General features: G+C 30.3%; 11 protein-coding genes. All 11 read right to left on the minus strand.

Translation table 11 applies throughout. The features are described 5' to 3' along the window. Positions 1-228: 228 nt before the first annotated feature. Positions 229-1,302, minus strand: coding sequence for a glycosyltransferase (locus IEW41_RS02180; protein ID WP_188604699.1), 1,074 nt, complete (start codon positions 1,300-1,302; stop codon positions 229-231). Further along, a complete protein-coding gene (locus IEW41_RS02185) occupies positions 1,299-2,414 on the minus strand; it encodes a glycosyltransferase family 4 protein (protein WP_188604700.1) in 1,116 nt (371 codons plus the stop codon). The genes IEW41_RS02180 and IEW41_RS02185 overlap by 4 nt, the downstream gene beginning before the upstream one ends. After that, the gene (locus IEW41_RS02190) at positions 2,411-3,409 is read right to left on the minus strand and encodes a glycosyltransferase family 2 protein (protein WP_188604701.1); all 999 of its coding nucleotides are present in this window, start codon (positions 3,407-3,409) and stop codon (positions 2,411-2,413) included. Before IEW41_RS02190 ends, IEW41_RS02185 begins: the two co-directional genes overlap by 4 nt. Next, positions 3,406-4,953, minus strand: a complete 1,548-nt coding sequence (locus tag IEW41_RS02195) for a glycosyltransferase family 2 protein (protein WP_188604702.1) — start codon at positions 4,951-4,953, stop codon at positions 3,406-3,408. Before IEW41_RS02195 ends, IEW41_RS02190 begins: the two co-directional genes overlap by 4 nt. Continuing rightward, the gene (locus tag IEW41_RS02200; RefSeq protein WP_188604703.1) at positions 4,950-6,089 is read right to left on the minus strand and encodes a glycosyltransferase family 4 protein; all 1,140 of its coding nucleotides are present in this window, start codon (positions 6,087-6,089) and stop codon (positions 4,950-4,952) included. The genes IEW41_RS02195 and IEW41_RS02200 overlap by 4 nt, the downstream gene beginning before the upstream one ends. Next, the gene (locus IEW41_RS02205; protein ID WP_188604704.1) at positions 6,089-7,177 is read right to left on the minus strand and encodes a glycosyltransferase family 4 protein; all 1,089 of its coding nucleotides are present in this window, start codon (positions 7,175-7,177) and stop codon (positions 6,089-6,091) included. Before IEW41_RS02205 ends, IEW41_RS02200 begins: the two co-directional genes overlap by 1 nt. Next, positions 7,165-8,577: a glycosyltransferase family protein gene (locus IEW41_RS02210; RefSeq protein WP_229660144.1), complete on the minus strand. Its 1,413-nt coding sequence runs from the start codon at positions 8,575-8,577 to the stop codon at positions 7,165-7,167. The genes IEW41_RS02205 and IEW41_RS02210 overlap by 13 nt, the downstream gene beginning before the upstream one ends. Before the next feature lie 81 nt (positions 8,578-8,658). Next, positions 8,659-10,365, minus strand: a complete 1,707-nt coding sequence (gene asnB / locus IEW41_RS02215; RefSeq protein ID WP_188604705.1) for an asparagine synthase (glutamine-hydrolyzing) — start codon at positions 10,363-10,365, stop codon at positions 8,659-8,661. 1 nt (position 10,366) lies between these two features. Further along, positions 10,367-11,065, minus strand: coding sequence for an acylneuraminate cytidylyltransferase family protein (locus tag IEW41_RS02220; protein WP_188604706.1), 699 nt, complete (start codon positions 11,063-11,065; stop codon positions 10,367-10,369). Beyond that, positions 11,065-12,225 (minus strand): UDP-N-acetylglucosamine 2-epimerase, encoded by a 1,161-nt coding sequence (gene neuC / locus IEW41_RS02225; RefSeq protein WP_188604707.1) that lies wholly within the window; start codon positions 12,223-12,225, stop codon positions 11,065-11,067. Before neuC ends, IEW41_RS02220 begins: the two co-directional genes overlap by 1 nt. Beyond that, positions 12,218-13,219 carry an N-acetylneuraminate synthase family protein gene (locus IEW41_RS02230; protein ID WP_188604708.1) on the minus strand — a complete coding sequence of 334 codons (1,002 nt, stop codon included), beginning with the start codon at positions 13,217-13,219 and terminating at the stop codon, positions 12,218-12,220. Before IEW41_RS02230 ends, neuC begins: the two co-directional genes overlap by 8 nt.

The following is a 13,219-nucleotide window of genomic DNA, read 5'->3' on the forward strand; positions in this document are numbered from 1 at the left end:
AGTAATTTAAAACGCCAAAATTCTTGATATACAAATAACAAATTATAATCCCTAAAACATCATATAACCTAATCTCATTTGATCCTTTTAAACTATAATTTGTAACAGGTAAATTATAAAAAAAAGAAACTACCATTAAATACATAGTTACCTTAACATATAAAGGCCCTATGATTAAATTTAATCTCTTATTTAATAATTCCTGCTTATCCATTATGCGGTCTTACTCTAAATGTTTGAGTAAATATCAACTAATTTTTTACTTATTTGGTTTGATGAAAATTCGTTTACAATTCTTTGGTGCAATTCACTTGCTGATTTTTTTCTAATTTCAATGTTTTCTATAAAGCAAAGTAATCCTTTTTTTAAAGTCACATAATTATTTGCTTCTACTAAAATGCCAACTTTGTCATTGTTTATAACTTCATCACAATTACCAACATTAGTAGCTACAACAGCTAATGATGCTAAACCATACTCTAATAATGAAAGTGGTAATCCTTCAGATTTTGACGAAAGCACACCTATTTCTGCTTGGCTAAGTATATATTGCACATCTTTTTTACTTCCATATATAAAAACCGAAGTATTTAAATTTAAATCTTGAATAGCTTGTTTTATACCAATAGAATAATCGTCTTCAAAATCTTTACCAACTAAATGCAATGTCCATTTTGGTTGTTCTTTTACAATATCATTAAATGCTTTTAACAGTGTGAAGTGGTCTTTTTGAGGCCTTAAATTTGCTAAACACACTATTCTATAGCCACTCTCACCTTCTAATTGTGTTACTTTATCATTTGTTTTCTCATTAACTACAAAGTTGCTTATATAAGAAACCTTCTTGCAATTAAGATGAGATTCTGACCATTGTTTCAAGGTTTGATTTACGCTAATAACATGGCTAAAATAAATAGAACAAAACTGTAATACCTTATGCTTACGTTGTTGTAAAAACTCACTGTTTCCATAATGATCATGCCAAACAATTTTTACATTCTTATTAAACATTTTAATTATTGTTGCCAAGAAAAATGATGTAGAATGTGCGTGAATAACATCTATATTGTTGTCTTTTACAAATCTCATTAATGTTCTAATTGCTCTAACATCTAGCTTGTTTTTTTTATTTAAAAACAAATAACCTACACGATTATCAATAGCATTAAATAGTATTCCTTCAGCTCTTGTGGCACACAAAAAAGACCCTTGAGTATGGTCAACCATAATATTGGCAATGTTAACAGCCATACGCTCTGCACCACCAGCTTCTAATGAATCTATTAATTGCAGAACTTTCATATCTTTAAAATTTTAATAATTTCCGATTCAAATCGTTCTAAAGTATATTCTTGAGACCATTTTGAAGCTAATTTAGCCATTGCATTTAAATCTACATCCTGTATAGTTTTTGATATTGTTTTAACTGCTTCATCAATATCGTCAGAAATTAAAATGCCTCTATTACCATAATCTAACATGTAAGGTACACAAGAGATATTAGTTGAAACTGGTATTGTGCCAAAAAACATAGCTTCTGCAATCACTTTTGGCCAGCCTTCAGATTTTGATGGTAAAATTAAAAAATGTGATTTTTGCATTGCTTGTTTCACATTGCTTAATTCAACGTTACCTTTAAAATTAATTATATCACTAATGTTTTTACTACTCAGATATGTTTCTAAATCTTGTCGTAATGCACCATCTCCATATACATCTAAAGTTACTTTATAACCTTGTGAATATAATTTTTCGATAATTTTTATAGCCACATCTGGTTGCTTTCCTTCAACTAAATTACCTACAAACAAAAACTTTAAATCATTTTTATAGTCTCTATCTAAAGGCATATTTATTTCTGAATCACTAAAAGAAGCTGTAAAAAAAGGTTTTATATTTTTTGATTGGCCTTTCCATTCACCATAAACTAATACTTCAATGTTTTTGGATAAAAACGTATTACTTAATAGCCATTTTTGGAATTTATAACTCAAAGGTTGTTTTGCCTTTGGGTCCCAGTTTCCTGCATATTTTACTGACTTAGGTTTTGAAGGAAATGCTATTTGAACCATACATCCTAACAAACTTATATTTCCTGGACAACGCAAATGAATGTGATCTGCTCTTTTGCACGATTTATAAATTTGAATCATCACCTTAGGGATTTTAACAACCGATTTTATCACATTAAAAAAAGTTGTGAAATTAAGTGCAGAAATAGCACTAAATTCAATATTAGGATGCTGATATGCTATATCTGTACCCATCTTCGTTTGAAGACTAATTGGCGCAACAACCTCTAGCTCATCAACGTGTTTTAACCATAGGTTCATTTCTCTTACATAAGGTTCGTAAGCATAATATAAATTATCCTTTTCATGGTGTTGTATATATGAAATAATTAGAAACCTCATCGTGCAATTTTAGGCTTATTTGTTAGTAAAGATAACCAACCGTAAACTCTTCCAATACCTTCAAAAAATGCATCTTTTTTATTTGATGAATTTAATACGTTGCTAAATCTTATTAAGGTTAAAAGTAGAGCAGTTAAATTCCATTTTAGTCTCGCTTTTAAATCAGGTTTATGATATTTAACTCGCCAAACATACCAACCGTTTCTTATTACCATTTTACCATACTTAAACATATTTGGTCGACCCAAAGCATTATGATAATGCTCACATTTAGCAGATGTGTTTACATAGAGTTTTCCATACTTTGATAACCTTAAACAAAAATCAGCATCTTCGTAAAGTCCGTAACCCTCAAAATAAGATGAAAACTTAATATCTTCGAATACTTCTTTTTTATATGAAGAAACACCTCCCATAAATAATTCTACTTCATATGTTTTATCTGATGGAGGTAAAAACCCAACTGATCGACCATGAGAGTAGTCAGGCATAAATGCTGGTTTATCATCAGCAACCAACCCTAATTTTTGTCTTATTTTAAATCGACTAGGTTCGTCTCTACACCAATTATCATAACAAAATTGAACAGCTTTTGTATTATTACTATTTGCTTTATACCATTTCACTTCATTAGTTATATAGCCACCTACTCCAACAGTTTGAGGATTTTCAGTATAAGTATTTATTAAGTTTTTAAAGTAATTGGCTTCTAGAATAATGTCATCATCTAAAAAACAAACAACATTAATGACTTTGTTCACTTTAGATATTCCAAAATTGCGTTGTTTGGTTAAACCTCTTTGAGTTTCATCAACCTTAAAATAGATTAAATTTTCAAAAATATTTTGCTCTAAAATGTATTTTGTTTCATCATTAGTAGAGCCATCAACGATAATAATTTGATTTGGATACAACGACTGCTCTTTTACTGAATTTAATAAATCCAATAGAGGTTTTGGTCGCATATATGTACAAACTATTAATGTAAATGTCATATACTAGTTTTAGCTTTTAATTGATTTGCCCACTTCTCACTAGATTTCCATCTTTCTCTCATTTGAGAAAAGTAAGAAACAATGTTTTTATTACTCTGCAATTTAAAATATTTAAAAAACAGTAATGTCTTATAGCCTTTAATTTGAAAATCGGTTTGGTGTTTCAAATTGTATAGCATAATAGTTGGTGAAGGTTTTGGCTGAACTTCATCATTCTGCCAAGGTTGAATAAAAGGTGCTCTAAAACCTCCTATTGGCGCTTTTAAGTGTACTAAATGCACTTGAGGAAGATATGCTATATCGTCTCCAAGATTTCGTAGTTGCATTCCGAAATCGCCATCTTCTCCAAAACCGTGTTCGTAGGCAATATCAAATGCTATTCGCTTTGCAATTTCATTACAAATAATACTACATCCAGAGCCAAATGTATGCCACTGCTTAATAGTAGTATTCTTCTCTTTTTCTCCTTCTTTTAAGCAGCTTAAAGTTGCTGCGTTAACACCTAAAACACTAATAGAATTTAAAGCTTTCTCTATAGTTAGGTTATCAAAACGAATATCATCATCTGCCAAAAACACCCATTCAGACTCTACTTGTTTTAAAGCTGTATTTCTAGCATTACAAGCACCTGTTTGATGAATAAAACTGTGCTTAATTTTAAATGGCCATGCTTTGGTAGTTAAAAAATCTAGTTCTGATTTACTATTAGCATCAGGGTTTTGCTCTACAATAATTACATTTTTAGGCAATAGTGTTTGACTTGCTAAATCTTGTAACACATCGTATAAAAAAGTTGCTCTTCCAATTGTTGGAATTACGACATCTATATCAAAATTAGGATTGTACCTTTTAGCTGAAACAACCTCAACATCCTTAAAATTTGGGTTAGATATACTACCAGAAGTAAAAAAAGATGATAAATATGGTAGTATCAAAAAACGTTTTTCATAAATCATACTATTGAATAACGTTAATAATGCCCAACGAGATCTATAATGCCATTTTATAAACTTAAACAACTCATAAGTTGAAGGTTTTATAGACTCTAAAACAACTGAATTAGGCTTTAAAAGTTTTGGTGAAGAGTAACAAAACAATCCGTTTTTTATTCCTGATTTGGCGATTGAATTTAACACAAAATCAAAAGTTTGATGTTTAAAATCTTTGTGTTTGAATTGTAATAACGCTTCTGCATAAATGCCTCCAATACAACTACTCATTAACCATGTTGGATAATTAACATTCTTATTCACTTTTATAAAAGGTGACGATTCTACATAACCTATTCGTTTATCAATGCAATATGAATTTCTGACCTCAAACGAAGCCATAATAAGTTTATGATGAAAAACAGCAATGATTTCTTCTTCATTTATTGCTACTTTCAAATCATCATGACACCAAACAATGAGCCTGTTATAATTAGCTTTTGCTACTTCAAAAAAAGCCTCAACCAACTTACTTGTTGAGATATTTATAGTCTTTTTTGAAGTATAATCTAAAACACTAACAACTTTATTCTGTTTATGTGTAATTACAATCATTTATTAATTACAGCTTTATAAAATTCTATATTCTGATTTGTGATTTTTTCAGCAGAAAATTTTTCGATAACGCGTTGTCTTCCTGCTTTGCCAAAAGATTCACATAATTGCTTATCATTTAATAACTCAATAATTCTTTCAGCAAACTCTTTATGGTTTTTTGGACTTACAGTAAAACCAGTTTTATTATCAACCATAAGTTCATTTGCCCAACCAATATTTGAAGACACTAAAGCTTTTTCCATCGCTAATGTCTCTAACCAAGTCATCGGAAACGCTTCAGCAAAACTTGGTAAAACCACAATATTTGCCTTGCTTATATAGTTTTTAATCTCGTGATATGGCACTTCTTTTATGTGTTTTACTTTTGTTTTAGCTTCAGGAGTTAAAAGATTATAAAACAACTCTATTGTAGATGTTTTGGTGAATACATCAATGGCATCTTTACCCAATAAAAGCAAATTTGCTTTTTCATTTTTTATAACTACTAAATTAAATGCTTCTGCTAATTCTAAAACTCCTTTTTTGCGAATAATAGTTCCGAAGTAAAGCAATTGACCTTCATTAATATGGGATTCAATAGGTGAAAATTGATTGGCATCAATTCCGTTATGAATTGTTTTTATATGATGCTTTAAACTAAATATCTTTTTGGTTAACTCTCCAGTAAACGTACTTACAGACACTACTTCTTGCGCACTTGTTAACGCTGTTTTTTCTAATACAAAATTTTTAAATTTTTGTGTTCTGCCATCAAGTTTACAAAAGTAAGCATCGCTTCCATTAAGGCGTATAACTATAGGAACTGTAAATTTCATAAAAGCAGAAATACCAGTCCAATCTGGCGCTTCAATTAGCTGAATTCTTTCTTTATCTATTTCTTTTTGAATAATTTTCTGAATTCGTTTACGCTCGTTATACCATCCAAAAATAGCATGCTTAACAGCTTTAATGCTCACAATTTTAACATCTTGGTCATTATAAATATCATCTTGATTTTGATATGCTACAAACACAGTCACTTTAACTCCAGAATTAGACAAACCAACAGCCAAATTTTTTATGCTAGTCCCTAAACCTCCTGAAGGTTTTAAATTAGCATGTGGATATTCAGATGTTAAAAAACCTATGTGCATTATACGAGTTTTAAATAATTATCAACCATTGTTTTTAAGGCATATTGCTCTCTAATTTTTGATGAAAACGAATTGTTTAACAAACTAATTTTATCATTACAAATTTGAGTTATTATGCTTTGAAGTGCATTAACATCTTTAGCTTTAAACAAATAGCCATTAGTACCATCTTTTACAATTTCTACATTTCCACCAACTGTTGTAGTAATTACAGGCACATTACAACACAAACTTTCTAATATTGATAAACTAAAGGCTTCCATATATGTTGGTTGAATCATATAATCGTACGCTTTATACAAAGCATACAAATTATCTACACTTCCTTTAAAATTAATTGTGCTTTCTAAATTATATTTATGTACTAAATCTGTTAATGTAGATTTATAAATACCTTCTCCAAAAACATCAATTGTAATGTTTTCTAAAGTAGTTTTATTTAGTTTGGTTAGCGCTAAAATTAAATCTTGAATTCCTTTTTCATACACTAAATGAGAAACTACAATAAATCTATAACTAACTAGATTATCTCTTTTTTCTTGTTCTCTTACTTGGTATAATTCTGTTTGGATTCCGTTATAAATGACGTCTGTTCTATTTTCTAAATTAGAGCTATAATCTTTTAAATTTTGATTTTTTATATACTCACTTACAGCTATAATCTTATCAATACTTTTATTGTTAATTAAATATTTTAATTTTCTTTTTATCCTTTTTTTTAATGGAAATCCATCTAATGGTCTAGACATGTGGTCTACAGCAAATACTTTACAATTAAGTTCGCTTTTTACTGTTTTATAAAAGGAAGTAAATAATTCAATGAAATGTGTATACACATAATCATATTCGACCTTATTGCTATATATGTGATTCAAAAAAAGACCTTCAATATTACTTTTATCGTCTGAAAAAACACTCACACTATTATAAATCTCTAATTGTTCAGACTTCGGAAAAAACCAATCAACAGTATAACCTCTTTTTTTACAAGCCTCATCAAAAGCTAAAAAAAAGCGATCCATACTACCAATTCTATTTGCTTTTAATTGATAGTTACAAATTACTGCTATACGTTTTACTTTATGCATTCTTTAATTATTGTGGCTATACGTTTTCCTGTGTTTTTTAATGGATGGCTAATTTGTAAATCGAGCAATTGCTTTTGAGCTTCTAGTCGCTTATTAGGGTTTTGCAATGAAGAATTAATCTCATTTATTAAAGATACAGCATCTTTTACAATGGCAACTGCTCCACTTTCAGCAACACGCTTATAATGTTGAAATTTTAAAAATCGCTGATCGTCGTATAATCCATTCTCTTTATTTCCAAAAACAGGGTTAATTACTGGTTTATCAAAAAACATAGCATCTAAACTCATAGTTGAGCACATATTTATTGAAATATCTGTATATTCCAACACACTTTTTAAATCTGTAATATCTTCAATTGTAGGAATACGTTGCGACCACGTTTCTTGATGTCCATCGCGTGTTAACTTCCATTTAGGGCAGTTCCATTTAATAAAAGGATACTCTTCTTTTAAATGCATAAAACGAGTAGGTTCTTCAGCAGGTGATGTTCGCACTAATAAATTAACAGGTCTTTTTATTGTATTTTGTTTAATAGCTTCAGCTATGGTTTTTATGTATAAATCATCATTTTTACTTGTAGACACATCTCCACAGCTATAACAGATAGTCTGTTTAGTTTCATCTAAATCAAACTTTTCAAAAAAAGTCTTTTTTGTTGAGTTATATCTATCTAAAACGTAAGGCTCAAACTGTGGTGTACCAACTACCTTAATCTGATTTTCAGTAATGGTTTTATAAAACTCTAAAAGTTCCGATTTCATTAAATGACTCCAAACAAAATAGTAATTAAAATTACCACTCATTCGACCTTTTGAAGCCAAATTATCCCAACTAAAAATAAATGTTGCAGTATTAGTATGTGTTTGCTCTGAAGCATAAATTAATGGAGCAATATATGGTGGACGTTGGTGTGTAAAGTAAACTATATCTGGACTATGCGTTTTTAAAAGTGCTATATAACGTTTTGTGGTTACATTATTTTTAAATGTTTTTTGTTGACATCTATTATAGATATTTATCCAATTTTCTGAATGAAAAAAGTAAGTCCAAGCAAAAATTAGTTTTGTTAAAACACCTCTTTTGCTATTAGATTTTGGATAGTTTCCTCTTAAATTATCTCGTATTCCGAAATTATTTTTTTTATGATTTTGCAAATGAGCTACTTCTTTTAACTTCCTGAAAAACCATGTTTTTGAAGGTTCTCTAAAGTCTTCAAGCTCTTCAATAGTGCAATTATCTACATTAAATCCTTCAAAACATGATTTTGGTAATCCAGAAAAAATGATGATGTCTTGAAATTGGTGTTTTGCTTCTTGTAAAAAATCACTCATTATGTAATTTCTAAAGCCTACACCATCTGTAATGACCAATGCTATTTTAGATGTTTTTACTTGCAAATTTTGGATGCTTTATAATTATAATTTCAACAGCTTTTAAAAATTTAAAGATACTGTTTTTAACTACATTTTAAAGCAAAATCAGGACAATAACAGTGAGAAATTTACCAATTGCCATATATGAAAACTAGACTGATTGTTTCCTTTTAAATATGAGTTCCACTCTTTATCAATCTCACCCATATTAAACCATGACGCATAGTTACTAGATTTGATTTTATTTATATGCATCTCAACAAACTCTTTTAAGTCTTCAGACAGCCATTCACGTTGTGGCGTTTGCAATGGTCGTTTTGGCGCATAAGATATAGATTGCGGCACATATTTAGATATCACATCACGTAAAATGCGTTTATTTTGTTGGCCTTTTATTTTGAATTCTATTGGAAGTGAAAAACCAAATTCTACCAATCGGTAATCTAAAAATGGTTCTCTTAACTCTGTAGAATATGCCATAGAAACTCTATCGTTAAAACGTAATGCTCTCGGAATTTTAGTATAAAATAAATCTCTATACTGTAAATTCTGTACGTTATTATTAAATGGCTTTGGGTATTGATGTTTTACAATCTCATCACTACTTGTTACATTAATAATTTGAGGCTTGAATGGGCTTTCAGTAACTCCTTGAATAGTTGCTTGTAAATTTGATGAATAGTAATCATAACCTGCTAATTGCTCATCCATACCTTGACCATCTAGCAATACTTTTATGCCTTTATTCTTGGCAGTTTTAAATAATTTGGAATACGCTAAAGTTGGGATTCCGCCAAAAGGTTCATCTTGAAAATCACTTATAAAGTTTGATAATTCTGGAACTTCTTTAGCTACTAATAATACTTCATTTAATGGATTGTTATAATGACTTATCATTTGTTTTACCCAAGGCAACTCATCATATCGTTCATCATTAGTATAAAAAGTAAATGCTTCAATTTTATTAGTGTTAACCTGTGATTGATTAACTAAAGCCAATAAAGCCGAACTATCTAATCCTCCACTTATATTAAATCCGACAGGAACATCTGCTCTAAAACGTAATTTTACGCTATCAAAAAGCAAACTGCTATATATTTCTTTAGCTTCGCTGTAGTTGTTTATCTGTGGATGTTTTGCGATTTGATCAACAAAATCATACCATTCTGTAATGGTTAAATCTCCGTTTTTAAGTTCTAAAAAATGCCCTGCAGGAAGTTGATATATATCTTCCCAGAACGTTTCATTTGGTAAACCATAACTGCCATTTATAAAATAATGATTCCAAATATTTTGATTTGGCTTTTTATTTACACCGCTTTTATGAATGGCTTTTATCTCACTTGAAAAAACAAATGTACTTGCATTGTGATGGTAATAAAACGGCTTAACACCAAAACGGTCTCTAACTGCAAATAAAGTTTTCTCTTTAGTATCCCAAATAGCAAACGAGAACATACCATTTAACATGTTTAAACACGATTTGCCGTATTTAATATATAATGCCAGGAGTACTTCTGTATCAGATTGAGTTTTAAAATCATACTCGTTTTTTAATGTTTCCTTTAATTCGAGATAATTATAAATTTCACCATTAAAAACGATATAATACCGTTTTGAATAATCTGTAAAGGGTTGGTTTGCTTGTGAAGATAAATCTATAATTGACAATCGGTTATGACCAAGTGCTGCAAAATTTTTATCATAGTAAATACCTGTGAAATCTGGACCTCTATGCACTTGTGATTGCAACATAGCTTGCAGTGGAAACTCATAATTTTCATGACCTACAAGTCCTGCAATGCCACACATATTATTTCTGTTTAGATTTCAAATAAGCTTCAGCTTTATGCCAATCGTCCATAGTATCTATATTGATTTGACCTTCTTCAGGCGACTCAATATATGCTATTTTATTTCCGTAGATTGAATTTTGTTCTAATAAAACGCTAGTTTTTGTAATATAAATTAATCCATCTCTGTGATAAACCGTTGGTAAATCTTGACGTCTACTAATAATTTGCTTATCGTTGGTTGTTAAGTTTAAAAACCCTTCTTCATTAGCTTTAAAAGTCCAATGAGGATTATATTCGGCTGGTACTTTTTGAACAGAAATCAAAGCATCACAATCACTTTCAATAAATTTTTTTATAGAAGCATCAATAAAATCACCTGTTTTAAAAGGGCTGGTAACTTGCAATAAACAAACAGCATCAAAATGAATGTTTTGAAATTTAAAAAACTGAAGTGCATGTTGAATAACTGGTAACGTTGGTGAAGCATCTTCAGCGAGATGCGAAGGCCTTTTAAAAGGAACATCTACTTTTAAGTTTTTAGCAATAGAAATAATCTCATCATCATCAGAACTTAAAATAACTCGAGATAATAATTTAGAATTGTTAGTAGCTTCTAAAGTATATTGCAATAAAGGTTTTCCATCTAACTCCTTAATGTTTTTTTTAGGAATCGATTTTGAACCTCCTCTTGCTGGTATAATGCCTAAAATGGTCATTAATACATAATGGTTTTATGATACCTCAACTCTATAGTTGCTAAAATATCTGCTATTTTTTCACCTGAATCACCATTACCATAAATAGTGTCTTTTGCAATTCTATTTTCTGTTTGTATTCTGTTTAGTATTCCATTTTTAATGGCATCTTTTTCATAAGACACATCTATAACATTTTCACCACGAGCTCTTCCGTGTTGTCGTGTACCAATATTCACTACAGGCACACCTAAAAAAGCACATTCCCTAATACCAACGCTAGAATTTCCTACTAAACATTTACTGTTACAAAGCAAACGCAAAAAATCTTCTGGAATCATATTTTTGAAAAAATGAATGTTTTCTGGCTGATATTCTTCTCGGTAAGACCGAATTCCGTTTGAAGTTCCATCAGCTCCTGAATCTACATTAGGCCAAAACCAAAATGCAGGAATTCCTAATTCGTGAACTACTTTTAAAGTATTATAAACGTTCTCGCGTGCTTGGTCATATTCAGTGGTTACAGGATGTTGCATTACAACAATATAACCGTCTTGCCAATTTATCTTTTTACCAACGCCCCCATATTTATCAATAGGGTTGAAATCTAATTTCGGATTACGACTCACTTCATAAGCTATATCGATAGAAGGACATCCAGTATTAAATACAAAATCTTCGTCTTCTCCCATTTTTAAAACACGTGTTTTTGCTTCTTCTGAAGCAACAAGATGTATATCAGCTAATTTTGTATTTGCATGACGTACTTTCTCATCAATATTACCAGTTACTTCTCCTCCTTGAATATGCACTAATGGTATATTTTGATAAGACGCTGCAATAGATACTGCAATGGTTTCAAAACGATCAGCAATAGCCACAACAGCATCTGGTTTTAGATTATAAAAGGTATTTGAAAGCTCCATAACTCCTAATCCAGTGGTTTTAGCCATTGAGGTTTTGTTCTCGCCTTCTAACACAATAAACACCTTTTCATTAATCACAAAACCATCATCTTCAATATAATTTACTGCATTACCATAGCGATCTAACAAAGCAGAACCAGCTACCACGAGTTGCAATTCTAGTTTTGGATGCGCTTGAATAGCTTTTAAAGCAGTTTTTACTCTACTGTAAGAAGGTCTTGCAGTTATAACCACACAAATTTTACGTTTATTCATTTAAATCTTGTTGTGTTAAAAAATCCCATTGCTGCAGATCTCTATTAATTTTTTTACCAATAATAGAATTAAAATAAGTTGCAGCAATGCCTTTATCAGCTGGTTTTTTTGCTTCTAAATCTTCAAAAGTAAGCACATGTCCTTTTTTTAAATCTTTATTTATAGCTAACGATTTCTCAAAAATAGACTTTAAGTCTTTAAATGATGAATTATCGTTTTTATTAACTGGATGCTGTAATGCTTTTTCAATATTATTTACAGAAGTTACCAATGCACTTATATCGTCTATAGTTAACGATGATGTTACATCTGGTCCAAATTGCTGTTTATTAAATACTGCATGAAACTCAAGTATTTCTGCTCCTAAAGCAACTGCAGCAACACAAGTCTCTAGTTTAGCAGAATGATCTGAAAAACCAACAGGAACATTATATCTTTTTTTTAATTCACAAATAACATTAAGTCCGTATTGTTCTGGTTGTGTTGGATATGAAGTTGTACATTGCAAAATAGAATACTCAACATCCTTTAATTTTAAAAAGTCTACAGCATTATCTAGTTCTTTATATGAACTCATGCCTGAAGATAAAATTACAGGTTTTTTGGTTTGTGCAATTTTTTCTAATAGTAAAAAATTAGTGACTTCGCCAGAACCTATTTTATATCTATCTACGCCAACTTCTTCCAACACATCAACAGCAGCATTACTAAAGGGAGAGCTCATAAACTCTAATCCTACTTCATTGCAATGTGCTTTTAATTCTTTCCACTGCTCTAAGGTAAATTCCATACGCTTCCAGTAGTCAAAACGTGTTTTATCTTGCTTTGAAAATTTAACTCTAAAAGGTTCATAAATGCTGCTTTCTGCTTCAGCAATATGCGTTTGAAACTTTATAGCATGCACACCTGTTTTAGACAATGCATCAATATATGCATGAGCAGTACCTAAACTACCATCATGTGCTTGAGCTATTTCAGCAATAATAAAAGGCAT

The organism is Aquaticitalea lipolytica (assembly GCF_014641635.1).
In the GTDB taxonomy this organism is placed as follows: Bacteria; Bacteroidota; Bacteroidia; order Flavobacteriales; family Flavobacteriaceae; genus Aquaticitalea; species Aquaticitalea lipolytica.

Bases quoted from the DNA above. Each gene is read 5' to 3' on its own strand.
- IEW41_RS02185 (WP_188604700.1), bottom strand. From the start codon at position 2,414: ATGAGGTTTCTAATTATTTCATATATACAACACCATGAAAAGGATAAT.
- neuC (WP_188604707.1), bottom strand. From the start codon at position 12,225: ATGAATAAACGTAAAATTTGTGTGGTTATAACTGCAAGACCTTCTTAC.
- IEW41_RS02190 (WP_188604701.1), bottom strand. From the start codon at position 3,409: ATGACATTTACATTAATAGTTTGTACATATATGCGACCAAAACCTCTA.
- IEW41_RS02200 (WP_188604703.1), bottom strand. From the start codon at position 6,089: ATGCACATAGGTTTTTTAACATCTGAATATCCACATGCTAATTTAAAA.
- IEW41_RS02195 (WP_188604702.1), bottom strand. From the start codon at position 4,953: ATGATTGTAATTACACATAAACAGAATAAAGTTGTTAGTGTTTTAGAT.
- IEW41_RS02230 (WP_188604708.1), bottom strand. From the start codon at position 13,219: ATGCCTTTTATTATTGCTGAAATAGCTCAAGCACATGATGGTAGTTTA.
- IEW41_RS02205 (WP_188604704.1), bottom strand. From the start codon at position 7,177: ATGCATAAAGTAAAACGTATAGCAGTAATTTGTAACTATCAATTAAAA.
- asnB (WP_188604705.1), bottom strand. From the start codon at position 10,365: ATGTGTGGCATTGCAGGACTTGTAGGTCATGAAAATTATGAGTTTCCA.
- IEW41_RS02220 (WP_188604706.1), bottom strand. From the start codon at position 11,065: ATGACCATTTTAGGCATTATACCAGCAAGAGGAGGTTCAAAATCGATT.
- IEW41_RS02180 (WP_188604699.1), bottom strand. From the start codon at position 1,302: ATGAAAGTTCTGCAATTAATAGATTCATTAGAAGCTGGTGGTGCAGAG.